This window comes from Syntrophus buswellii (assembly GCF_046097065.1).
Lineage (GTDB): Bacteria > Desulfobacterota > Syntrophia > Syntrophales > Syntrophaceae > Syntrophus > Syntrophus buswellii.
This window is the reverse complement of record NZ_CP175563.1, coordinates 2,402,211-2,426,449: the sequence shown is the minus strand read 5'-3', so window position 1 is coordinate 2,426,449 and position 24,239 is coordinate 2,402,211. Positions and strand designations below refer to the sequence as shown.

General features: G+C 56.6%; 21 protein-coding genes and 1 tRNA gene. 6 read left to right on the top strand and 16 right to left on the bottom strand.

Annotated features, from left to right (window positions below; all coding sequences use genetic code 11):
* Positions 1-14: 14 nt before the first annotated feature.
* From ACJ77P_RS11110 to ACJ77P_RS11095, 4 genes are all read left to right on the top strand, one after another.
* Positions 15-248 (top strand): AAA family ATPase, encoded by a 234-nt coding sequence (locus ACJ77P_RS11110; RefSeq protein ID WP_408998260.1) that lies wholly within the window; start codon positions 15-17, stop codon positions 246-248.
* Between the two features lie 166 nt (positions 249-414).
* On the top strand, positions 415-1,230 hold the full coding sequence (locus tag ACJ77P_RS11105) for a hypothetical protein (RefSeq protein WP_408998259.1): 816 nt from the start codon (positions 415-417) through the stop codon (positions 1,228-1,230).
* Positions 1,220-2,218 carry a nucleotidyl transferase AbiEii/AbiGii toxin family protein gene (locus tag ACJ77P_RS11100; RefSeq protein ID WP_408998258.1) on the top strand — a complete coding sequence of 333 codons (999 nt, stop codon included), beginning with the start codon at positions 1,220-1,222 and terminating at the stop codon, positions 2,216-2,218. The genes ACJ77P_RS11105 and ACJ77P_RS11100 overlap by 11 nt, the downstream gene beginning before the upstream one ends.
* Before the next feature lie 15 nt (positions 2,219-2,233).
* Entirely contained in the window at positions 2,234-8,161 is a 5,928-nt protein-coding gene (locus ACJ77P_RS11095; protein WP_408998257.1) for a DEAD/DEAH box helicase, read from the top strand.
* 115 nt (positions 8,162-8,276) lie between these two features.
* Here ACJ77P_RS11095 and ACJ77P_RS11090 read toward each other — a convergent pair.
* The 16 genes from ACJ77P_RS11090 to ACJ77P_RS11015 form a co-directional block, all read right to left on the bottom strand.
* A tRNA-Leu gene (locus ACJ77P_RS11090) sits at positions 8,277-8,364 on the bottom strand.
* A 96-nt stretch (positions 8,365-8,460) separates the two neighbouring features.
* Complete coding sequence (locus ACJ77P_RS11085; protein ID WP_367361100.1) at positions 8,461-9,333, bottom strand: type II secretion system protein N; 873 nt, start codon at positions 9,331-9,333, stop codon at positions 8,461-8,463.
* 27 nt (positions 9,334-9,360) lie between these two features.
* Positions 9,361-9,933 (bottom strand): type II secretion system protein GspM, encoded by a 573-nt coding sequence (gene gspM, locus ACJ77P_RS11080; RefSeq protein ID WP_408998256.1) that lies wholly within the window; start codon positions 9,931-9,933, stop codon positions 9,361-9,363.
* A complete protein-coding gene (locus ACJ77P_RS11075) occupies positions 9,923-11,386 on the bottom strand; it encodes a hypothetical protein (RefSeq protein WP_408998255.1) in 1,464 nt (487 codons plus the stop codon). The genes gspM and ACJ77P_RS11075 overlap by 11 nt, the downstream gene beginning before the upstream one ends.
* On the bottom strand, positions 11,386-12,354 hold the full coding sequence (locus ACJ77P_RS11070; protein WP_408998254.1) for a general secretion pathway protein GspK: 969 nt from the start codon (positions 12,352-12,354) through the stop codon (positions 11,386-11,388). The genes ACJ77P_RS11075 and ACJ77P_RS11070 overlap by 1 nt, the downstream gene beginning before the upstream one ends.
* Before the next feature lie 2 nt (positions 12,355-12,356).
* Complete coding sequence (locus ACJ77P_RS11065; protein WP_367361096.1) at positions 12,357-13,028, bottom strand: type II secretion system protein J; 672 nt, start codon at positions 13,026-13,028, stop codon at positions 12,357-12,359.
* Positions 13,025-13,414 (bottom strand): prepilin-type N-terminal cleavage/methylation domain-containing protein, encoded by a 390-nt coding sequence (locus ACJ77P_RS11060; protein WP_367361095.1) that lies wholly within the window; start codon positions 13,412-13,414, stop codon positions 13,025-13,027. Before ACJ77P_RS11060 ends, ACJ77P_RS11065 begins: the two co-directional genes overlap by 4 nt.
* Positions 13,395-13,913, bottom strand: coding sequence for a Tfp pilus assembly protein FimT/FimU (locus ACJ77P_RS11055; RefSeq protein WP_408998253.1), 519 nt, complete (start codon positions 13,911-13,913; stop codon positions 13,395-13,397). The genes ACJ77P_RS11060 and ACJ77P_RS11055 overlap by 20 nt, the downstream gene beginning before the upstream one ends.
* Positions 13,906-14,349 carry a type II secretion system major pseudopilin GspG gene (gspG, locus tag ACJ77P_RS11050; RefSeq protein ID WP_367361093.1) on the bottom strand — a complete coding sequence of 148 codons (444 nt, stop codon included), beginning with the start codon at positions 14,347-14,349 and terminating at the stop codon, positions 13,906-13,908. The genes ACJ77P_RS11055 and gspG overlap by 8 nt, the downstream gene beginning before the upstream one ends.
* Before the next feature lie 20 nt (positions 14,350-14,369).
* Positions 14,370-15,593: a type II secretion system inner membrane protein GspF gene (gene gspF / locus ACJ77P_RS11045; RefSeq protein ID WP_408998252.1), complete on the bottom strand. Its 1,224-nt coding sequence runs from the start codon at positions 15,591-15,593 to the stop codon at positions 14,370-14,372.
* Between the two features lie 58 nt (positions 15,594-15,651).
* Complete coding sequence (gene gspE / locus ACJ77P_RS11040) at positions 15,652-17,304, bottom strand: type II secretion system ATPase GspE (RefSeq protein ID WP_408998251.1); 1,653 nt, start codon at positions 17,302-17,304, stop codon at positions 15,652-15,654.
* Positions 17,294-19,102 carry a secretin N-terminal domain-containing protein gene (locus ACJ77P_RS11035; RefSeq protein ID WP_408998250.1) on the bottom strand — a complete coding sequence of 603 codons (1,809 nt, stop codon included), beginning with the start codon at positions 19,100-19,102 and terminating at the stop codon, positions 17,294-17,296. Before ACJ77P_RS11035 ends, gspE begins: the two co-directional genes overlap by 11 nt.
* A 61-nt stretch (positions 19,103-19,163) precedes the next feature.
* A complete protein-coding gene (locus ACJ77P_RS11030) occupies positions 19,164-20,204 on the bottom strand; it encodes an InlB B-repeat-containing protein (RefSeq protein ID WP_408998249.1) in 1,041 nt (346 codons plus the stop codon).
* A 287-nt stretch (positions 20,205-20,491) separates the two neighbouring features.
* Positions 20,492-21,163, bottom strand: a complete 672-nt coding sequence (locus ACJ77P_RS11025) for a hypothetical protein (RefSeq protein ID WP_408998248.1) — start codon at positions 21,161-21,163, stop codon at positions 20,492-20,494.
* A 206-nt stretch (positions 21,164-21,369) separates the two neighbouring features.
* Entirely contained in the window at positions 21,370-22,158 is a 789-nt protein-coding gene (locus ACJ77P_RS11020; RefSeq protein WP_408998247.1) for an alpha/beta hydrolase, read from the bottom strand.
* A 72-nt stretch (positions 22,159-22,230) separates the two neighbouring features.
* Positions 22,231-22,419 carry an SAP domain-containing protein gene (locus tag ACJ77P_RS11015; protein WP_367361086.1) on the bottom strand — a complete coding sequence of 63 codons (189 nt, stop codon included), beginning with the start codon at positions 22,417-22,419 and terminating at the stop codon, positions 22,231-22,233.
* Positions 22,420-22,821: 402 nt separating this feature from the next.
* Between ACJ77P_RS11015 and ACJ77P_RS11010 the strand changes: the two genes are divergently transcribed.
* Positions 22,822-23,379, top strand: coding sequence for a YbhB/YbcL family Raf kinase inhibitor-like protein (locus ACJ77P_RS11010; protein ID WP_367361085.1), 558 nt, complete (start codon positions 22,822-22,824; stop codon positions 23,377-23,379).
* Between the two features lie 74 nt (positions 23,380-23,453).
* The gene (locus ACJ77P_RS11005) at positions 23,454-24,167 is read left to right on the top strand and encodes a J domain-containing protein (RefSeq protein ID WP_367361084.1); all 714 of its coding nucleotides are present in this window, start codon (positions 23,454-23,456) and stop codon (positions 24,165-24,167) included.
* Positions 24,168-24,239 lie beyond the last annotated feature (72 nt).

The following is a 24,239-nucleotide window of genomic DNA, read 5'->3' as shown; positions in this document are numbered from 1 at the left end:
ATCGGAAAAATGAAATGAACGAATTGCATCGGATTACATCGGTAAAGTTCTCACATTACAAAGCATTCCAAGATTTTTCTGTATCATTGGAACGGTTTAATATTCTTGTGGGCCCGAACAACTCAGGAAAATCGACCATTCTGGAAGCTTTTCGAATTTTAGCCGAAGCACTGCATAGAGCCAGGGCAAAAGCGCCAACATTTGTTCATGGACCGCAAGCTCTTCGTTGGTTTCTGAAAGTAAAATGACTGGCTGTGCGCATCGATCGGGAAAAGACGACCATTTTGGTGAAAAGGTTCGTTTGCATTATGCGATTGAAAAGGTAAAATAATTACCCATAGTGAATCATATTAGCAACAGGCCGGCTGCTGCCAGTTGGCGTTTCGACTTGATACAGGGAATATTATTACCTATATGAACACAGAACAAAAACCACGAGGGACAGATTTCTTTGCCACCCACCCGGTTTTTTCTCTCGACGAGGCCGTTGCGGACCTGGCACCGGGGGGAAAACGGTTGCGTGTCGTCGAACGACTAAAGCACCATCTCAGGGTGGGTCGCTTGAAACACGTTACACGCGAGATATATGCTGTTGTCCCTCCGACTTGGTCCCCGGAGCATTTCCATCCCGATCCTTTTCTGGTGGCAAGTGCCATGTACCCTGACGGTGTCTTTTCGCACCACAGCGCCTTGGAGCTGCTCGGTGCCGCGCACTCGCTTTGGAATCAATGCACCCTTTATATCAACGGGCGCCGTCGGCCGCTTGTACTGGAAGACGCAACTCTCCGTTTCCTGGATATTCCCCTTTCAATGAAGGGCGACTCGGACAAGCAAATCGGCACACGGCGGATAGAGCGTCAAGGCAAACTGCTCAATGTCACCGGCCCCGAACGAACATTGGTTGAAGGATTCAGCCGACCGGCGCTGATCGGAGGACTGGAGGAACTGGTTAACTCCGCCGCCGGTTTCACCACCCTGGATCTTGAACTCCTGGAGGAGGTCCTGAGCCGGTACGACATGGCAAAGCTCTGGGCGGAAACGGGTTGGTTTCTGGAGAGGTTTCAGAACGTTTTCCATGCGCCTGATGCGCTTCTGACGCGCATGGAACAGCACCGTCCACGTTCCCGGGCGTACATCGAGCGCGGGCAGCGGGGCGGCCTCCTTGTCAAACGCTGGAACCTGATCATTCCCAAGGTTGTTTTGTCTCCGGGAGAGCCTGATGAACGTTAGTCTGGAGTACCTGAGACACTGCTCAAATCAGACCGGCTATCGGATCGAACCGCTGGAAAAGGTCGTGCGGCTCGGGGAAATGGCGGCAGATATCAAGCGGCACCCGCTTCTCGGGGTGGTGCTTGCTCTAAAAGGCGGCACGGCTTTCAACCTCTGTTTCGGTCCGCCCAAACGGCTCTCCGTAGATCTTGATTACAATTACATAGGGCATCTCGACCGAACGGACATGCTGGAAGCCCGGCCGGTTGTGGAGCAGGCTGTTGTCGATCTGGCCCGGCGCCAAGGTTATCGTGTGCAACAGTCAGCCGACGCATTCGCTGGACGGAAGTTTTATCTCTTCTACCGATCTGCCCTCGGTCCGGAGGATCGGATCGAGATAGATCTGAATTTTCTCTTCCGGATGCCTATCGCCGGGACTGAGAGGCGCGAACTCTGGCAGCCCGGTGAATTGGATCGCCCCCTTGTCCAGGTCGTCAGCCTGGAGGAGATTCTCATCGGCAAGTTCTTGGCCCTACTCGATCGCAGTGCGGTAAGAGATGCCTGGGATGTCGCCTATCCTCCGCTGGCATCGACAGAGGCATTCAAATCAATCCGGTTTCGGCGATGGTTCATCGCCCTTTCCTCCATTCTTGAACATCCGCTTATGACCTATACCAGAGAACGTCTTGAGGCAGGCCTGACCGATCAGGCTATTGAAGAACGGCTTGCCCCCCTTCTGACTGGTGTCACGGCTGTCCGGGGGGAACTTATTGAACACGCATGGGGAAACTTGGCGAAGTTTCTGACCTTGGATCCCGATGAGGAAGGGTTCATCGCCGCCGTTCATCAGGGGGAGCTGCGGCCTGAATTGCTCTTTTCACAGGATCCGGAGGAAGCCGGCCGTATCGCCGGGCATCCAGCTATTCTATGGAAAATTCAAAATGTGCGGAATTATCTGGCCCGGCCGAGCAGGCCGGGAAAAGGCGCCGGTCCGGACACACAGCGCTGATTACGAGGGCTGATCATGGCATTAAATCCGATTGTCTTTACCGAAAAGGTTGTCCGAAGTTTTCTCCGCTATCAGCTTACCGCCTATCCTTTCGCCGATGAGCGCCTCCATGCACAGATGCGGCAACTGCTGTCTCTGGATGAAACCCGGCATTCACCCCTCTTGAAGGGGCCCTATATCAGCCTCTCCCGCCCCTTCCGGCAGGGGACAACGATCGAAGAGCTGGTGCGGGAGAGTATCTTTCACCCCCACATGCGACACCGCATCCCCGCGGAGATTTCCCGGGTCTACGGGCACCAGGAGGAGGCGATCCGGGCCATTCATGCCGGGCGGACGACTCTGGTCTCGACGGGAACCGGCTCCGGCAAAACCGAATGCTTTCTCTATCCCATTATCAGCAAATGTTTTTCCTTGCGCGATGAAGGGGCGCCTGCGGGCATCAGCGCCGTCATCGTCTATCCCATGAATGCCCTGGCCGAAGACCAGCTCGGCCGTCTGCGGTCTCTTCTGGCCGGTACGGACATTTCCTTCGGCATGTATGTCGGGAAGACACCGGAGCGGGAGGCTGAAGTAACGGGCATCCGCCTGCCCGCCGGGTCGTCCCTGGCCGATTATGAGGCAAGACTTGCGGAGGTGCACCGGGAAAAGCGAAGTGAAACCGTTCATCCCCCGGAGGAGATCTGCTCCCGGGAAAAAATGCGAACTCCCGGCCGTCAACCGCGAATCCTGCTGACCAACGTGAAGCAGCTGGAGCTCCTGCTTACCCGCCAGCGGGATGTCGAGTTGTTTGCCGATGCAAGGCTCGATTTCCTCGTTTTTGACGAGGCTCATACCTTTGCGGGCGCCCAAGGGGCTGAAACGGCCTGTCTCATCCGCAGACTCCGGACCTTCTGTGGGCGGGAAACCCAGGAATCCGTCTGCATCGCTACATCGGCAACCATTGCCGATCAGCGGAATCCCGATGCGGCACGTGATTTTGCGTCCCGTTTCTTTGGCGTGGAGAAGGAAAGGGTCGTCACCGTCAGTGAGGCATACCAGCCTGAGGTATGGGCCCACAAACGCGTAACGCCCCCTATGCCGAAAAAAGATACCGGTCTGTTGCTCAATGAATGCGTGCAGGCTGTGGAGGAAGAGCAGGAAGAAGGAGCCGCTGTCCGCACGGTCTATCGCTCACTGGCCTCATCCGATCTCTCGGCTGGGAATTGGTCCGAAGCCCTTCATGCCGGTCTAGCAAAGAACGAGATTGTCTTTCGACTTACCGAAGTCCTTGCATCGCCGCGCCCTCTTCAAGAACTTCCGGTTGAGTTGGAAAAGAAAATCGGCCGTTCCGTAACCGAAGCGGAGGTTCTGGCCTGGCTTACTCTAGGGGCGGCAGCAAGGAAAGAGGGTAGGCCACTGATAAGACCCGTTGTACATGTCTTTATTCGAGGCATCAGCGGCGCCGTTGTGTCCTTTCCGGAAGGCGAAACGGGGCCGAAACTCTGGCTCGCCGCAGAAGACGAAATCGAAGCCGGAGGAAGTGAAGAGCGAAGCGCCCATTTTTCTGTCACAACCTGCACCACCTGCGGGCAACATTACTTTGTCGCCTTTTTGAAGGATTTTGAATTTTCAAGCCGACGGCCGGGCGGCGGCGAACTTTCCGGCGATGGGTTCTTCTGGCAACCGCTGGAAGAAGCTCAAGGTGGAAACCGAGTCGTGCTCGTTGACCAGATTGTCGGCGGCAGCGATGACGAAGATCTCGACGAACATGAGCGTCTCGCTGCCATCTATTTCTGCCGCCGTTGTGGCGCCGCCCATCCCGATGCAGTGAAGCGTTGCCGCCATTGCGGTGCAGTCGGGGAACCGGTGCTTCTTTATGCCGTGCGGCAGAAGGGAGACAATCCAGGCATGCTTACGAGTTGCCTCTCCTGCGGGTCCAACGGGCGGCGTATCGGCAGCAACTACCGGGAACCGGCGCGACCGGTCCGTGCGACCAATGTGGCCGACGTGCATGTTCTGGCTCAGGACATGGTGCACCATTCGGAACGGCCACGTCTCCTGGTTTTCTGCGACAACCGGCAGGATGCCGCCTTCCAGGCAGGCTGGATGAAGGATCATGCCCGTCGTTTCCGCCTGCGCGCCCTCATGGCCGAGGGTCTCAAAAACGGTTCTGTTTCCATCGGCGATCTGGCCATGCACCTCGATGAGATTCTGGAAAGGGACGAGGCGCTTTCCCGTGCCCTTGTTCCCGAGGTGTGGCAAGTGGTCCGTCGAGAAGGCGGAGGCGGTCGCCACGAACAGGAACGACGGAAATTTCTCCGCATTCAGGTGCTGCGGGAAGTCACGCTTTCCTCCAGGCAAGCCATTGGTCTCGAACCATGGGGACGGATGAAGGTGGATTATGAAGGCCTTGACCCCGCGTTGCCCTGGATTCAGGAAAATGCCCATGCCCTCGGCATGCCTCCCGAGGATCTCCGCGACGGTGTCGCAGGCCTTCTCGATTATCTGCGACGCAAGCGGGTATTGCATGACCCGGAACGCGAAATTTTCACCAAATACTGGATGGATGGGGATCTCGAAGTCCAGCAGGGCTACCTTCCCCAGTTGGGAGGACCGGTTGGAACAAAACTTCAGCGCAGCCCGGAGGAACGACAGGAACTGGTAGCCCAATGGTTCAGCGATAAGGGTCATACCACAATAAGTCAGATGGCCAGAAAGTGGGGCGTGTCCGCGGAGAATACCGAATCCTTTCTGGAAGGCTTGTTCCGCCTTCTCGTGGGTATAGGTCTCCTCAAACCGGTCCGCCTCAAAGGATCGAAGGGAAAGCCCCTCTCAAGAGTCAGCGGTGTCTACCAGGTTGACGCCGACCGCCTGCGTCTCCATCAGAATCATGGAGTGTGGCGATGCCGGAGCTGCCGACGCCGCACGACACGACGTACTCCGAAGCAGACCTGTCTGGCCTGGCGCTGCGACGGTGATCTGGAATTCATCCCAGAAGAAGCAGACAACTACGACCTGCAACTGCTCGATCAGAGATATTCGATGCTCCGGCCTGAAGAGCATACGGCCATGGTCCCCCATGAAGAACGGGAGCGCCTTGAAAATCTCTTCAAGGGCGATTCCGAAGCGGTTAATGCCTTTGTCTGTACCCCCACCCTCGAACTGGGCGTGGACATTGGCAAGCTCGATGCGATCCTCATGCGAAACGTCCCGCCTTTACCCGCTAATTATTGGCAGCGGGCCGGCCGTGCGGGTCGGCGTCACCGGATGGCGGTGGATTTGACTTATTGCCGTCCCGTCTCGCACGACCGAGCGTATTTTGCCGAACCACTCAAACTGCTGGCGGGCCTGGTCGACCCTCCGGCATTCAATCTGCGCAATGAGCTGATGGTCGCCAAACATGTTCATGCGATGGTCATTACAAGGCTGCACCAGTACGCCCGCGATGCCTCCCGATCCGCAACGGAGCGTCGCAACATCGAAAACACACTGAAAACCTGCCTCCCGGACAGAGTGTCGGATTATCTCTTTGAAAACGGCTTTGTGAAGGAGAAACGACCAGACCTTGCTCCTCTGCAATCCTTGATCGACGGTAACATCAATGATCTCTCCAGCTACGTGGAGCATGCACTCTGCCAGGGTTGGCCGGAAGTAGACCAAGAAGTAACGCGCCCGGAGGCGTTACGCAGCCATGTGAAGGGCATGGTCGGTACGCTTGAGGAGGTGATTTCCCGGCTGGAACGCCGTCTGCGTTGGGCTCTGGAACAGATAAGGCGACTTAACGGGCTGAGGGAAAAACAGGGCGATCTGGACCAGGAAGACGAGTCCCTTTTCCGGCGCTGCGATACCCTTGTCAAGCGCCTCAAAGGCACAGCCCGCCGTACCCGCCGCGAAGCGGAAGGATATGACGATGTCAACACGTATGGGGTTCTGGCTGCTGAAGGCTTCCTGCCCGGTTATGGACTGGAAACAGGCTCCGTTCTGGGAACCGCAGAGATTCCTTTCTGGCAGGCGGGCGCAATGGCGTTTGCGCTGCCTCGACCGCCCGGAGTCGCCTTGAGGGAGTATGTGCCCGGCAACCTGATCTATGCCAATGGAAATCGCTTTGTGTCTCGCCGGTATCATCGCGACATCGATGAACAACGGCAGGAAACGCCTGTCTTCGAAGTATCGTACGAACGACAGGCTGTCAAATTGACCAATATAGGCATTCCTCCAGCCGCCCTTGGAGCGGTTGTTCTGCAAACCATTGCAGTTTGCGACGTAGATCTTGTACACCAATCCCACATTTCCGATGAGGAAGAGTTTAGATTCCAGATGAGTGTGGCGGTCTACGGCCTGGAACTCGATCAGCACAATGGCGGGATTGCCTACAGATGGGGTGGTCAGGCTTTGCACCATCGCCGCGGAGTCAGACTGCGTATGGTCAACGTCGGCGCCGCATCGGCAATCGACCGGTTCGAGAGGTTCGGCTATCCTGTTTGCAGGGTCTGCGGGCAGAGCATCTCACCTCTCTCCTCGGATCGGCAGCGCGAACACTTTGAACAGACCCATCAAGAGCGCTGCGGAAGACCCCTTGTCCCCATCGGGTTTTATGCCGATGTGGTGGCAGATGTCCTGTCAGTGCCGGCTTGTTCCGATAAGACAATGGCGTATAGCGTCCTTGAAACGCTGCGCTTTGCGGCCGCCCGGGTCCTGGATATGCACCTGGATGATCTGCAGATCCTCGTTATCGGACATGTAGATCGCGAAGAAGTGGATGCTCTGCTGTGGGACCCCATGCCCGGCGGTTCAGGACTTCTGGATCAGATTTGTCAAAGATTCGAGGAAATTGCCGCAGTAGCGCAAGAGGTTGTGGAGCACTGTCCGGCTGCCTGCGAAAAATCCTGTATCGATTGTCTCCAGACCTTCCGCAACGGATACTATCACAAGTATCTCGACCGGAAGGCTGCACAGGAACGTCTTGCAGCATGGGGAACAGGATTGACGGAGGACCACGAGATCCCTGCCAGACAACCTTCTAAAGCCCCCGCTGAGGGAAGCCAACCAGTCAACGAAGCGGAGCGACGACTGCGACATCTGTTGTTAGCCGCCGGGTTTGAAGAAGGAATAAGAGGCCGGCAGATCCGTCTTGACCGGGCCATCGGAACGACGACACCTGATGTTATTTACCGAGGACCACACCATGATGAGGATGAGGGCGTGTGCATTTATCTCGATGGATTGAGCGCCCATCTCCACGGCAACAGCGCAACAGCTGAACAGGATCAACGCATCCGGTCCTGGCTGCGGAACAACGGCTATGAGGTCATTGAAATCGCCGTCAGCGACCTGAATGATGAAGGGGCAATGACACGCCATTTCCGAAGGTTGGCCGGTTATCTCAATGCCGGCGACCTCCGGGATGCCTTGCGGAAGGATCAATCCTGGTTTCGACAAGGAAGTGAAGCGGAAAAAGAAAAGGGGCGTTTCGGCCTTCGACTTGTACATCCAATGCCAGAGGATCGCTTCGTTCATTGTGTCCCCCTTATGCCCCTCAAAGCTGCCGCCGGCTATTTCAGTGAACCACAGAACGTGTCAGACTTGGATTGGGAACAGGATTGGGTGGAAATTGACACTGGTCGGCGCTTGAGAAAGGGGATGTTTGTGGCTCAGGTGATAGGCAAGTCTATGGAACCGATGATTCCCGATGGCGCCTACTGCCTCTTCGGATCACCGGTTGAAGGAACACGCCAAGGCAGAACGGTGCTTGTTCTTCTCCGGGACGCCGCGGATCCGGAAACAGGTCAACGATTCACCGTGAAGCGCTATGAAAGTGAGAAAACAGTTAGCGAAGACGGCACATGGCGGCATGTGAGGATAATACTTAAACCTGCTAATAAAGATTTCAAACCGATTTTAATGACTTCCGAAGATGAAGGCAGTGTAGAAGTGGTTGCTGAAATGCTGGAGGTCTTAGGTTAATTTGTGACACTTAATCACCGGTTAGCCGGCCACAAAAAATCATTGATCTTGTTTATGTTCACAAAAAATGAACATTGCGATGATGTGAACGTATGAACTTCCTTGGATCATCTAATGGTGCCTGGGGAGGGAATCGAACCCTCACAGCCACAAGGACCGAGGGATTTTAAGTCCCTTGCGTCTACCAGTTCCGCCACCCAGGCTCCAATAGTTTTTCGGTTATTATTTTTTTTGCAACAACTGTCAAGGAATAATTGGAATTTTCGGAACCCCTCTCGTGAAGCCGCATGGGCGTTTTTTTATGGAACCGCCAGAACCATGGGCTGTCCTCGTCTCTTAATCTGATAGGTCGTCTTGGCGGAGGACGAACCCTCGTTCAGGGACTTGAGCAAAAAAACATCGTTGGGTTCCTTGATCATTTGATCGTTGACGCCCTGCAGAATGTCCCCGCTTTCGAAGCCCATGGCCTTAAGGGGGTTGTCGGGGGTGATGCGGCCGAGGGTGAAGCCGTCCATTTTCCCGCTTGTGAAGTGGGGGCGGATCTGGCTGGTGTCGACCATTTTGCCGATGCTTTTCGTAAATTCGACACGCTCTGCAAGCGGCTTCTGAGAGTTGTCCCCACCCCGTCCCTGAAGCTCAATCGACTGCATGGGGCGATTGCGCGCATAGAGGCTTTCCATGCTGTCGCCCCTTTTGAAAACGGCGGTGTTTCTCGTAACCTGGACAAGGGTTCTTCCCCCGCCCACCGAATCCCCGATTTTATAGACCCGCGCCTTAGTCTGCCCTGCCTCTTTAAGAATGGCGAATCCCTTTAAATCGCCGAACGAGATGGTTCCAAGAAGTTCCGGCGGAGGAGGGGGCGGCGGCGGTTGCGGCTGCTCCACCTTCGGCGCCGCTTTGACGGTGGGAGCCAGGCCGAAGGGATTTCTGTCCATGATGGACGAGTAGGCGGAAAAGGGAGGCGCTGGGGCGGATCCCCGGGAATCGTTCGCGGACAGGGAGGCCAGGGGAGGGCGCGTTAACGCGATCTTGCCGGGTGCTGAATTCAGCACGTGAAGCAGGTCCCATCCCGTCCAGATCAATGCCCCGGCGACGGGAACCAGCGTGAGGATCCGGTAAAAGCGGCCGGGATGATCCTTTATGAACTGGGGCAGGTTAAAAGATTTGAGCATGGGACGCCTCGTCAATTCCAGGAAAAATCAGGCGGCTGGCCTTTCCGGCCCCGATGGCTTCTTCCCGTAGGTTTTCAGGGTTACCGCCGCGTTCAAATATTCCGTTTCAGCCGGCGTTCTGGTTATGGATATGTGATCGATCCTCATCCCATGCTCCGGCAATTCCACGAGATAGAGAAATTTCATCAACTGATCCATTTTGACCCTGTTGATCCTGATCTCCGTCCGGACCACATGATGGTTCTTCACAGACGATCTGGTCGTCTGGAAATCCTGAACCTGGGATTTGAGATCCGCTTCCCTGAGGATGCCGTCCAGCCTGGAAGACAGAGCGAAATCCGAATCGCCCCGGCCTGTTCCGTGGGAGGGGGCTTTCGATCCCTTGAGGCGGCGATACTGTTCGTCCAGGGAAATCAGCTCCTGGAGGACCTTTTCCTGGCGTTTGATGGAGTGGCTCAGCTTGTCCCGCGCTTCGAGAAAGGGCATCAGAACAAGAAGGCAGAACAGGATAAGAAGAACCCACGCAAGCCCTGCACCGGCAACATATCGTTCCCGTTTGCGCAGGCCGGACCAGTAGGAGATGAGGCTTTTAAAGGGCATGGGTCATCCTCAGCCTGAAGGTTTTTCTGCCTTCCATGTCTTTGCCGCCTCCAAAATGCATCTGGACATCCGCAAAGGACCCGGCCTTTTCCAATGCGCTTTTCCAGCTGTTGATGGCTTCATAGTCCGGCGCCTCCCCGTTGATTTCCAGGGAGATCGCATTGCAGGTGATCCCCGTGACAAGAATCCCGGAATCTTCCGGCTGCGTGTCCATCGCCTTTTTCCACTGTTCAAGGAAGAGGGGACCCTTTTCTATCTCCCCGGGGAGATTCTTTGCCTCCTTGATCTTCTGCTCCAACTGGCGGACCGGATCGACCATCCGGGTGACCTCGGGGCAGCTGCCTTTGAAGGTCCTTGCGATTTCCGCCTTGAGGATGCCGAGTTTCCGGCTGTCCGCATAATAATGGACGGCCAGGTCGGCCCCGATGCAAAGGAAAAAAAGAGCGAGCATGATCGCTGTCCAAGGAAGATGCCCCCTGAGCCCCTGCGGCTCCCTCTTTGCGGAAGGTTCCTCCTTCCTGAAGTTGAGGCCCCTCGATACCGTCATGCCGCGAAGGGCCAGGGCCAGGGCCTGATTCATGAGAGGCCCGTCCCAGGCCACGGGATGTTTTGCCAGGATGGCGATCCCTCTTCTCTGGAGCAGGTCGACAACGAGAACCGGCAGCTTGAAGAAGGCCTCCAGGTCTTTGCGCAGGGAATCACTGAGCGCGCCGCCCCCGGTCAGATAGAGATGAGACGGCAGGGTTCCCAGAAGGCCCTTGGCCCCGAGGAGGTGAAGCGTGTCGGCGATTTCCTGGAAGTGCTGAAGCCGGTTCCGTTTTGTTCCCGGGGACGCCCCGTCCGCCTCCAACAGATGATCCGCCCCCCAGGCAAAGGATCTCACGTGCACGATGGTTTTTTCCTGCACGAATACGGCGGCGGCGGATCGCGCCCCAATGTCCAGCAGGATCCAGGTTCCGCATGGGGCGTCGGACTCCAGGAGATTCAGGGCGACCGGGACGGCGTCGGTATCGATGGCGGCTATGCGGCGGCCGACTGCGGCTTGCGACAGCTCATGCACATCCCGTCTTTTTGCGGCGGCCGCAAGAACCTCTGTCGATCCGCCGGCGGACGAAATCGGCAGGGAATCGACGATCACCGTGTCGATGGGATCCGGAAGATGGGGCTCCAACTCGTAGGTGATGATCTCATCGATCGTCTTCTCCTCGGAAAAGGGAAGGCTCAGATGACGGAAGGAACAGGACCCGGCCGGGAGCGAAAAGATGACGTCCCCGGTTTTGAAGCCCTTGTCCGAAAACAGGCTCGCCAGGGACGATTCCAGGCCCCCGGCGGCTTCCAGGTCGATCAGGGCCGATGCCGTCACGCTCACCCTGCCCGAAAGAATATCGCACTTCACGGCGACTGCCTTCAGAAAGGCCGAACCGATATCAATGCCCAGAATTTTTTTGTTCATCAATCCATCCCAACAAACCGGAGTTTGAACTTCTCCGTTTTTCCTTCCCTTTCCAGGACACCCGTTACCGCTCTTCTGCAGCCTTGCAGCCGTCCCGTGGAGGAAACCCGGAGGGCGTCACTTTTCACCGAAATCAGGTCCGACGCCGGGTTCAGGCCGGATGTCCCGATGATCTGCCTGTACCAGGCCGGGTCGCTGAGCTTTTCATTTTCCGATGATCGGAACTGTTCCATCTGGTCCGCTACCGCCTCGGATATCCCCGGAAAAAGGGCTTTCAGGACGGCTCTGGGCGCGGTGTTGATGTTAATCTTCCCTTTGCCGTAAAGGGTGATGCAGGCGCACAGCCCCGGCTGATCGGTCGTCCCGTAGAGGAGGTCCCTGGTCAAGGCGCCGGTTTTCAGAATCTCGTCCGGAAATTGAAAGGGCCCTTTTCTGTCCGCTGCCGATGTTTTCTCCTGTGAACCGGACCCTTGGGAAGCGGGAGCGGCCGTGGCCATCCACGCCTGCAGCCGGCTAACAATTTCTTCCCTCTGCTCCTCCTTCAAATTCCATTCCGGCTGGGCCAAAAGACGCAAGAGCATGTCCCGAAGCCCCTTGTTGACGCTGCCGTCAGGGTTGATGAGAGCGTTGAGCGGGATTTTTCCCGTTTCATCCTCGATGACAATGGAGACCTCCCCCTCCGCGAACAGCTCGTTGAAGCGGGCCGAGACGGCTTCGGCATCCGCCCAGGAAGAAGTCAGGCTGTCGTAGTCATGATCCTCGGCGTTGAGGAGGGCCTGGCTGAATGCGATTCCTGAGCGGGCAAGGTAAAGGGCCCGCAGGCCGTCGCCGAGATCGGCCGTTTCCGCCGTTTCCCTCCGCGTTTGAGAGATCATCTGGACGGAAGCTCCCACCATGACGGACGTCATGCAGAGGACAACGATCAGGGCAATGCCCCGTTCACCGTGTTTTTTAAGGGTAGCAGCCATCTTCAGGACTCCAGGGAGGCAAGATTGGCCGGATAGACCCGGGTCATGAAGTGAAAGGGCTTCCCGCCTTCCTGCGGATTGGCCAGCGTGAGCTCCAGGACGACGCTTGCCGGCCTTCTCCTGGAATCCTCGGAGCAGAAGGGTTCGGATATCTCTTGGCCGTCGCGGTCATAGAACCGGAAGGTGAGCTCGAAGAGGCCCCGGCAGATGACGCAATCCGACCCCGTGGACTCGGCCCCGATGTCGGAGGATTCGCTCCGCGAGAGTTCGTATTCTGCCGTTTCCGGGTTCTGCCTGACGGCGTAGGTGATCCGGCTGATTCCTGCGGGGGGCGTTTCTTCCCCCTCCGGATTGGTCCGGCTGCAGGCCGTGAAGCTCAAACGGGGGAACGTCTTTTCGTTCAGGGCCTCGGTCTCCATGGCAAAGGGGCACGAAGTTTGGTCCGGATAAGCGGATTCAAGGTCCTTGATCATCCGGTCCATGGCGCTCCGGGCCATGCTGTAGGCCCGCCCCGTATCTTCCCAGTCCCGCGTCATGTTCAGGGTCCCCGTGTAGGAGGCGAAGAGGCTGGCGAACACAATGGAAAGGATAAAAAGAGCCAGCAGGATCTCGATCAGGGTGAATCCCGCCTCGCGGGAAGCTGCCGTAACCATGTTTTCAGGCGGAAGTCTCACGGCGTTTCATCCCGGTACTGAAAGCTGAAAAGGCGGTAGCCTTCCGTCGTGTCTGAAAGGCTGTCCGTCACCGTCACCTCCACCTTCTGCAGCTGGGGGAAGCCGCCTTCTCTGACGGTGACCTGCCAGGCATACTGGGAGAAGTCGCCGGGAAAGCGGCCGCGGTCCGAAACGGGAAGCTCCCTGGACGATTCCACTTCCGCCATTTTGCTTTGCGCCAGCAGGGCAAGTGTCGTCTCCGTCTTGATCCGGTGCGCCATGGCCAGGCTTTGCGCCAGGGCCTGGGCGACGGCCGAAACGACAAGGGCCAGGATCGTCAGGGCGATCATCGTTTCGATGAGGGTGAATCCCCTCTGGCTTCTTCCACTACGCTTTATCGGCGTCATGGCCCTCCTCCGGCGCTTCGATCTGTTCACTTCTGATTTCAACCTTGCTCATGAACGGGCGGATCGTGAGGCTCACGGAACGGTCGTCCCGAAGGAGATAGATGACGGCGGGCCGGGCATAGCTGCGCCCTGAGAACAGAATCCGGGCTTCGCCTGCTTTCTGGATATCCCCGCCTCCGCATTGGATGCCGGCGATCCGGACGCCACCGGGGAGGGTCCAGGCGGCGTTGCCGGAGCCATCCGGCGGCTCCGCGGATTCGGAAGCGCGGCAAGTCCGGAGACGGCCCTTTTCAATATCCACGGAAAGCAGAAAATCCGCCTGTTCCCGGGATGCCCGGCTCCTGGTTTCCTCGATGCACTCTGCCAGCTTTTTTGCTTCAGTCCTCACCGGGTAGGCCGACAGGGTGTCCCGCACGGCAGGAAGGGCAATGACCAGCATCATGCTGACGAGCGCCAGGACGACAATAAGCTCGATGAGGGTAAAGGCCCGGCTATTCACTGTCCCAACTGTTCACATCCCTGTTTTTTCCCTCTCCCCCCGGTTCACCGTCGGCGCCGTTGGAGCTGAGGTCGTATTCTCCGTTCGTTCCAGGCTGGATATAGACGAAGGCGTTTCCCCAGCCGTCCAGGGGAACCTTTTTCTTTTCAAGGTAGCCCCCCTCCCGCCATGCCTTGGGCAGTGTCCCTGTCGTCGGGGGCTCGGCAAGGGCCTGGAGGCCCTGCTCTGTAGAGGGGTAAACGCCGTTGTCGAGCTTGTAAAGCTTCAGCGCCGCCTCCAGGCTGTCCATCTGCAGCCTGGTTTTGACCTGCTTGGCCTCTTCGGTCCGCCCCATCATCCTCGGGGCGATCAGCCCCGCAAGAATTCCGAGGATCACCAGGACCACCATGAGTTCGATAAGGGTAAACCCCGAGCAGTTCTTTCGTTTGTTCCACATGGTTTTTTTACTCCTTGAATTTATTTCACAAGTTGATTCATCTCAAAAATGGGCAGCAGAACGGAAATCACAACGAACCCGACCAGGAGGCCCATGATCAGGATCATGACAGGCTCCAGCAGGGACATGAAAAAGGCGATGGCAGAGGCGGTTTCCTTCTCATAGCTGTCTGAGATCCTGTAAAGCATCTCTTCGAGTTTGCCGCTCTGTTCGCCGATGGCGATCATTTCCGTGGCCATCCGGGGAAAGAGGCCGCTTCTGGACAGGGCGGGGGCGACGCCCTGGCCCTCCTTGATGTCCCGTCCCGCAAGTTCAATGGCTTCGGCGATGAGGAGATTCCGTGTGATGTGCCGGGAGATTTCCAGCGCCGTCAGCAGCGGCACGCCATGCTGGACCAGGGTGCCCAGGGTGGACGCGAAACGGGCCACCGCCATCTTCCGGTTCATCCTGCCGAAAAAAGGGGCCTGGAGAAGGGCCTGGTTCCATAACCGCCTCCCCCCTTCCGTCCGGGTGACGGCAAAGCGGCAGGCCATGACGGCCGCCGCCGCTCCAATGAGGATCAGCCACCAGGTGCGGCGGAGGAGCGAACTGAAGGAGATCAGAAGGCTCGTGACCGCCGGAAGGGACTGGTGCATGTCGTCAAAGACATCCGTGATGCCCGGGATGACGGAGGTGATGAGGAAAAAAAGAATCAGCGTGCCGAACAGGAACATCAACACGGGATAGGCGAGGGCCGCACGGATTTTCCGGGAAAATTCCTGCTGCTTTTCGCCGTGGTCGGCGAGCTGCTCCAGAACAACGGGAACCGTGCCTGAAGCCTCTCCCGCCCGGACCATGCTGACGTAAAAGGGGGAAAAGATCCGGGGAAACTGGGACAGGCTTCCGGAAAGGCTTCCTCCCTCGACGACATTCCTGCGAATCTGCGAAAGAACATCCTGTAAAGACTGGTTTTCCGTCTGCGCTTCCAGCACATTCAAGGCCTGAACAAGGGGCATGCCTGCGGCAAGAAGCGTGGCCAGGTGGCGGGTGGTTACCGAAAGTTCGCCTGCGGAGACCGGCCGCCCGAAGGACGGTGTTTTCCGGTGCGGGGCCTCCCGGGGTCCGCCGGCGGCCTCTCTGCAGTCCACGGGAAAGATGCGGGAGTCCCGAAGCCTCTGCCGCGCCGCTTCGGTGCTTGCCGCTTCAAGGGTTCCTTCGATCCGTGTGCCGTCCTTGTCCCTGGCGATGTATTCATAAACAGGCATGTTCGTTCCAACGGTTTCTTGCAGTGGAAATCCTGGTTCCCGGAAAACCGGGAGGCCGTCAACTGTCGGCCGTGGGGGCAGCCCGCTTTCGCGAGCGGGTTTTTAAAACGCGTGTAACCCGCAGGACCTCTTCGATGGTCGTAACGCCTTCCTGGACCTTTCGGGCCCCGTCCTGCAGCAGGGTGATCATGCCGCATTCGAGGGCCTCGCGGTGGATCGTATTGGCGTCCGACGTTTGCAGGATCGTCTGTTTCACCGTCTCGTCCATGAACATGATCTCCGTGATGGCCGTCCTGCCGTGATAGCCTGTGTTCATGCACAGGGGGCAGCCGCCCTTCTTATAGATCGGCTGCTTTTCGGCGATGTCCTCGGGCAGCCCGATATTGGCCAGCGACTGCCTGTCGGGCAGGTAGGGCTGCCGGCAGGAGGGGCACAGAACGCGCACCAGGCGCTGCGCCGCAACGGCAAAGACCGAAGAGGTAATGAGAAAGGGCTCAATGTCCATGTCGATCAGGCGGGTGACGGCGCTGGCTGCATCGTTGGTGTGGAGCGTGGAGAGGACGAGATGGCCGGTCAGGGAGGACTGGATGGCGATTTCCGCCGTCTCCTTATCCCGGATTTCTCCAACGAGAATGACATCGGGATCCTGGCGGACGATAGAGCGCAGGCCATTGGCAAAGGTGAGATCAATTTTCGGGTTGACCTGGATCTGGGCGATCCCGTCGATCTGGTATTCGATGGGGTCTTCGATGGTGATGATGTTGATCCCCGGGTTGTTCAGGTGGGAGAGCATGGCGTAAAGGGTTGTCGTTTTGCCGCTCCCCGTGGGGCCGGTGACCAGGATGATGCCGTAGGGGGTCTGGATCAGGCGGTTGAAGGCGCCGATGGTCTGGTAGTTGAATCCCAGGTCCGTAAATCTCAGCACGGAACGGGTTTTGTCCAGGAGCCGGAGCACCAGGCGTTCACCGAAGGCGGTGGGCAGTACGGATACCCGGACATCCACGCTCCGGTCCCCGACGCGGGCGTCGATTCTTCCGTCCTGGGGAAGGCGCTTTTCGGCAATGTTCAGCCGGGCCATGATCTTGATCCGTGAAACAAGGGCCGCGTGAATTTTGCGGGGCAGATCCATGGCGCTGCTGAGCATTCCGTCGATGCGGTACCGGATCTTCAGGGAATTCTGGTAGGGTTCGATATGGATGTCGCTGGCCCGGTCCCGGATCGCCCGGGAGAGGATGAGGTTGACCAGCTGGATCATGGGGGCTTCATGGGCGTCGTCGAGAAGATCCCCTGTGTCTTCGATTTCCGAAAGAATCCGGTCATAGGATTCGTCTGAGAAGGTCTGTACGAAGGCCTTTACCGGATCGGAGCTGAGGTTGTAGAGCGAGTCGATGGCGGACAGGATGGCGCTTTCCGGTGCCAGAACCAGTGAGGTCTCCGATCCCTTCAGCAGGCGCTTCAGGTCATCGACGGATTCGAAGAGCGTCAGGTCGTTGGCGGCGATGTACGTTTTCCCCTTCACGACCAGGGGAACGATCCTGTGGCGCCTGAGAAACTGCAGGGGCACGGGCTGCGCGAATTCTACAGCGGCGATCCCGTCGGGCGTCTCATTCCAGACGGGAAGATTCAGCGCCTCGGCCTGGGCCAGGAGCCTTTCCTCCTCCGGGCTGGAGGGAATATCCATAACGTCAGAGGGGGTTATTTCAATGTCCATGGGTATCACCGCTATCGGGGGTCGCTTTCTTCCGTTCTGCAGGGAAAAACTCGTCCTTCAGCTTTTCGATGTGGTCGTTCTTTTCCTGGTAAATGCCATTTGAGTCTCCCGAGTCGCGGATCACCCGGGGAGTGATGAAGACGTAGAGGTTGGTCTTTTCACGGTTGGTTGACCGGGATTTGAAGAGCCAGCCCAGGAGGGGGATGTCGCCTAGAAGCGGGACCTTGTAGGTGCCGAGCTGCGTGCTGTCGCCGATCATTCCGCCGATCACCATGGTTTCGGCGTCCTTGACCGTCACCGTTGTGTTGATGGTGCGTTTCAAGGTGGTGGGCAACCCGCTGGAAGATTCCGAGGTAAGCTGGCTCACCTCCTGGGCGATCTTCATGCGGACGTAGCCGTCGCTGCTGACATGGGGTGTTATCTTCAGGCTGACGCCTACGTCCCGGTATTCATAGGTGCTGTAATCCCGGTCTGTTGTGGACGTCTCCTGCCGCGTCATGTAGGGGACGTTCTTGCCGACCTGAATCTGGGCCTCTTCGCTGTCCATGGTCAGAAGCTGCGGCTTGGAGAGTATGTGAACGTCGCTGTCGTTTTTGATGGCCTGGATCATGGCGCCGATATCGGCGAACTGCGATCCGCCGATGGTTATCCCCTTTCCCAGAAGCCCGAAGGCAAATCCCGAGGCGTATTTGGTCATACTATTCGGCAAAATGGCATAGCTGCCGGACTTTCCGAGCCCGCCCGAACCGATCTGCCACAACCCCTCACCGGTGCTGCTGTTCACATCCTTCATGGCGCGCCACTCCGTGCCAAGGTTCAAGTCCCTTTTGACATCGACCTCCAGGATCAGGGCCTCGATGTAGACCATCGGGCGGGGCGCATCCAACTGCCTGATGAGCCCCTGGAGCATCGCATAATCTTCTGCGGAGGCGGTGATGACCAGGGAATTGGTCGTCTTGTCCGGAAGAACCTGGACATTCCTGGAAAGGGCGAACCGGCCCTTGTCGCTTCCAGGCGAAACGCTTTTGGGATACAGGTTGAGAAGCGCCTTGGCCAGCTCTTCCGCATTGGCATTCTGAAGAGGATAGACATTGACCGTGGCGGTGCTTTTGTTGAGTTCGCCATCGAGGGCGTCGATGATCTTCACGAGCCGGGCAATGTTGGTCTGGACATCCGTAATAATCAGCATTCCTGAAGGCGGATAGGACTGCACAATGCTCTGGCGCGAAACCAGGGGGTCGAGAACTTTTTTGACCTCTTCGGGATTGCCGTATTTCAGCTTGACGATCCGGGTGACCAGTCGGTCCTCAGGTCCGGCGCTTTCCTCCTGGGTCAGGGTGGCAATGCTCTTTTCCCGGGCATCCTTCAAGGGGAGGATCTTGGTGATGTTGCCCGCGGGAACCGTCGTGAAGCCGTGCATTTCCAGGACGGACTGGAAGACGCGGTATGCCTCCTCGGCTGTGATCTGCTTTGGCGAAAATACCGTCACGCTGCCCTGAACCTGTTTGTCGATGACGAAGTTTTTCCCGGTCATTTCACCGATGGCTTTGATGAACGTCTGAATGTCGACGTTGTCGAAGTCGATGGTCACGTTCATCGAACCCGGATAGGCCGCGGCTGGTCTTACAGGTGCCGCTTCTTCCTGCCGGGGATTTCCCGATGAGGCGGCAGCCGCAGGAGCCGAAGAAGGTGGGGGCTCTCCGGCTGCTGGAGCGGCCAAAGAGAGCATCAGAAACATGGCCAGGTGCCGGGCCATATTTCTGATGGGTCTCTTTTCCTGTATCCCGTTGCCGCTCATTGGTTTTCTTCCGGGCTCTGCACGGTATTGGGTTTAAAGCCGATCATATCCATGGCCGGCATTACTTCTTTCTGAACAGAGCCTTGATGGAGTGATTTGCGGTAACGTTGCTGAAGGTATAGGAGGTCAGTGCCCCCTTATCCACCCCGTCAACGGTCACCTTGGTTATTTTGTAACCGGTCTTGGGGGTTATGGAGTAGGACTTGGAGGCGCCTGAAGAGAGGCTGACGGTTCCCGAGGGGGAGATGGTGCCGCCGGATCCGGTAGATGCGGTAATGGTGTACGTTGCAACGGGCTCAAAGGTGGCCGAGATGGTGTGGTTCGCTGTGACATTGCTGAAGCTGTAGGAACCCGGTGTGCCGACATTGACGCCGTCGACCGATACACTGGAGATGGCGTAGCCGTCATAGGGGATGATGGTGTAGGCCTGGGAGGCTCCGGAAGAAAGGGTAATGGTTCCCGAAGGGGAGATGGTGCCGCCGGATCCGGGAGATGCGGTAATGGTGTACTGGGCAACGGCTTCGAAGGTGGCCGAGATGGTGTGATTCGCTGTGACATTGCTGAAGGTGTAGGAGGCCGGTGCGCCCACACTGACGCCGTCGACCGATACGCCGGAAATCGTGTAGCCGCTGGCCGGTGTCACGGTGAAGGTCTGGCTGGCGCCGGAAGAAATGGAAATCGCTCCGGACGGGGAGATGGTGCCGTTGGGGCCGCCGGACGCCGTCAGAGTATACGTCGTGACTGGAACATTGTAGCTTACTTCATTGGAATACTCGCTGTACAGGCCCGAGGTGTTGTAGGCCTTGGCCGCATAATAATAGGTTGCTCCCTCCTGAAGGCCGGAGATGTCGACGCTGTTCATGTTGCCGACATCCAGGGTTTCGGTATAGCTGCCGGAAGCAGTACCGGTGTATACGACATATCCAGCCAGGTCTGTTTCAGTATTTTTATCCCATGTCAACGTGATATTGGCCGCCGCATGGCCTGGAACGGGGCCGGCCAGGAACAGACAAAGAAACAAGACCGCGAAAAGACCGAGAAACGGGATTCGTGAAAAAACGTTCTGCTTGCCCGAAGGTTTATAAATCTTCTTCCTTTTCATGACAGGACTCCTTGATAAGTTTTTTGCCTTTTGACAACTTCCCCAAAAAGTCGGCAGAAGGCGCTGGACTTGATTAAGGGTCATCCTGCAAAATAAATACCGCCGGGATCATGACCCGGTCCGCCGGAAAAGGATCGGTATGTGATAAATCTCTGGTTAGGATTTTGAGGTGAGGGGATCCGGCCGACAATCTTCCAAGGGTGAGACGGGATCAATAACGAAATGCTTGAACGGTCCCGGAAGACATCGTTATGGCTCTGGGGATCGTTCCAAGTACAGGAGGGAATTTATTGGAAAGAAAATAGAAACTCGACATAGGAATCTCCCCTAACACCGGGAAGAAGGAACGTATTTGAGCTCTGCAACGTCAAATTCCCATTGACTTTAACCCCGGTAACTATGCAATAGGAGGCGGGGTTCATTTGGAAGCTGATACTGGATCCTGCCGTGAAATAATTACCGGAAGGATAAGAGGGCGTTATGGTACTGTATTTATTGAAGACGGAGGCATCTACATCTCTAATCATTGAACCCGTTCCGCAGCCTCTCAGCACAGTAGTGACCTTGTAGAGTGCAGGTGGAGCTTTGTAGCTGACCTCGTTGGAGAAATCGCTTTCCAAACCCGCCTCATTATAAGCCGTGGCGGCGTAGTAGTGCATGCTGTTATCACGGGAAACTGTAAGGGCGCAGCTGTATGCGGTGCCGCTGCTGATAATCTTAATGGGGGTCGTTCCGTATTTTCCAGGGGACGTTCCACTGTAAATCTTATAACCTGTGATTTCGTTGCTCTCGTTTGGCGGGTCCCACATCAAGGTGATGGTTGTTGTGGTGATCGCTGTGTGGCCGGCGGCGGGCAGGAGAAGGAAAAAACAAAGAAAAGCTGAAGCGAATATAAAGCAGGAACTGACCGTGGTGAAGAAAGACGGCCTTGTCCTGTACATCTTAGTTATTTCTTTCATTACGTATCTCCATGTAACTCTTTTCAAATGCGGATCTTATCCTTCAGATCGCAAAGATAGAAAACTCTTATTTCAACTTTACGACCTTGTCAAGAAGCGATTCCAGTTGTCTGAACAAGGAGGAAAATGGTTTACATAAGGTTGGCGGAATCCAGGGATGGAGTATGAATGTCCGATAAAACGGGGAGGTGGTTCAAACTGCTGGTTTATCGGGCTGTTTGCGCAATGAATTCTGAGATTGCACCGAAATAAAGTTGAGGGTGGGCAAAGATGATCGTGTTGTGATCCGCATCCGGGATTGTCAGGAGCTGCTTTTCAGGGGATCCCAGGCCGTCATAAAGAGTTCGGGCTACGGAAAGAGGGACGATCGTGTCCTGCTCCCCGTGAATCACGAGAGCGGGCAGTGTGATGCTTCCGACCAGCGCCAGGGCGTCCTGCTCAATTTTTTCCAGGAGCCCTTTGTCCGGAAGCAGGAAGAGAAAGAAATTCCGCCAGACGGGAATGACACTGGTGAAGCCACTCTCAAGGATGATGCCGTTGATCTCACTAGGGTGGGATGCGGCAAGTTCAAGAGCGGAAAGGCTGCCCAGCGATCTTCCCATCAGCCAGAGCTTTCCGGCATACCCCCGCCGGGCAATTTCCTGGCGGAGCGAGGCAAAGACAGAATGGCAATCCTTCAGCATGCCTGTGAGAGAAGGAGATCCGGAACTCTGGCCGTAGCCGCGATAATCCACCACGGCCAGATTGATCTTCCGCTGCAGATAGTACGGCGCAATCTCGTCATAATCGCCGGCAATCTCGCCGTTGCCATGAAAATAAAGAATCCATGGATTGGAGGGCTCCATGGAAAAAAGGCGACAGGAGACAAAAATGCCATCGTCCACGGGAATCATGGCGTCAGAAGCGTAAGATGGGCAGGGATCGGCACTCCCCCGGGGATAAAAAATCAGGGACAATACGTCTGGATTCTTGTCAAATTCACTGTAATCTGGCATCTGCATCTCTATGAAACCGGCTTGGCGCGGATCGTTGTCCCTTTCCCGTGAAAAAAAAGGCGGAAGGGTGCGCTATTTTTTTGTCTTTTTAAGGCAGTCTTCCTTCCAGAGGCAGTCGTTCTCACACTCCTGCCTGGTTTGGAAGCAGGGTTCGTTTCCTTCCCTCACCTGGATATCCCGGATGAGTTCCTGCTTCGACCGGCCGACCTTTGTGTCAATCCCCCAATATTTCGCGATCTTCCTAATTTCCTGTATTTTCATTCCACTCTCTCCTGTTGATGGATTTCTGAAGTTATGAAAATCTGCAACGTCACGACCAATTCTGCCAGGAAACCAAAGGGCAACAACGGCCACATTCTTTCATTGCGATATAAGATATAGAAAACACAAAGGAGTGTCAAATGGAAAGTTCATCCCTGTGCCGGACCGGCCGCCGGGGCGCCTGTCTGATGAAAACATTTGACAACGGAACTCTGCCTTCGTATCTTAAAGTCTCATTGCGACACCGCATCGGGAAGGCAATCAACGTCTGCTGTGTTGCCGCGTGCTCCATGTTCTGCGGATGCCGGCGTCGCCTCCATCCTTGCCGGAGGAAACGATGCATTTTCCGCCTCTGGCCGGAGGAGAACCGGCATCCGGGGAAAAAGGGGGCAGGATGAGGGGATGAGAAGAGGGATTGGCTGGATGTTGATCGGGGTCATGAGCCTGGTTTGTCTAGGATTCCATGATCATGCCCTGTCCGCAACGAAAGGAGGGAGAGCGATGAAGATCTTCAGTTCCGCTTTCAAGGACGGCCAGAAGATTCCGTCAAAGTATACCTGTGACGGAGAGGATATTTCACCGCCTCTGGAATGGGAATCGGTTCCCGACGGAACACGGAGTTTATCCCTGATCTGCGATGATCCGGATGCCCCGATGGGGACCTGGGTGCACTGGGTTGTTTATGACATCCCGCCGGATGCGAGGAAGCTCGGAGAGAGCACCGCACCGGAGCGGGAATTTGCCAGCGGCATGCGGCAGGGAAAGAATGGATGGTCGAGAATTGGTTATGGAGGACCTTGCCCTCCCAGCGGCTCACACCGCTATTATTTCAAACTCTACGCGCTGGATGCGGAATCAGGCCTGAAGCCGGGCGCGACCAAGGAACAGTTGCTGCAGGCAATGAGGGGCCATGTCCTTGCCGAAACGCAGCTGATGGGAACCTATTCGAGGCAGAGATAGAAAAGAGGCGGTGAATGTCTCTTTCAGGCCGCAGAAATCGAAACGTGTAGCACGGCGGCAGGCTGTAACGCAAAGTGAATGACCTTACCACCATAAAAGAAAAAAGAAAGAAGATCTGCCTGTCCTGCGGGGAGACCATCGAACGGGGCAGGCGGAAGTATTGTTCTGTGGCGTGCCGGCAACGCTTGCGGGATAAGCTGGATCTGCGGACAGGCCTGGTTCAGGCCCTCAATGCCCAGTACGCGACCTTTTACTTTTCCGAACTGGCGGTCATGATGGACATGATCCCCTACAGCTCCCGGCAGATTTACAGCTTTTCATTCCCCCGCACCCTGGGTAAAACTCCCGCCGATGATTTCAGCCGGATGGCAGACCATCTGGGCGAGATATGGTGGGCGGAACAGAGGCGGACCAACAAAAAGTACCTGGCTTCGAAGCTCCTGCTGGACCGGGCCGTTCGGAACAGCGGTCCGGCTCTCTTTGTAAAGCCATATGAAGTCCGGACGCCGTCCATCCAGAAAAAGTCCCTTCTGCACCTCAAGCTGGATTCCAGGCAGCTCAGCAGCGGTGATCCCGAGCTGATCATTCGCAATGCCTACCGCCGGCAGGTTAAAATTCATCATCCCGATCTCGGGGGCGACGCGGAGATGTTCCGGAGAATACAGACAGCCTATGAATCGCTGATTCTCTGGGCTAAAAATCCAACCTTCGTCAAGCGCCGCGGTTTTCCGGACAAGTGGTTCTACGACGGGAGCACGAACAAGTGGCTGCAACCCATCTCCCTGTAATTCGAAAGGGGGTCTGCGCCACGGTTCTTTCATCCCGCGCGTAAGGAGACTCTTTTCTTCAAAATCCATTTC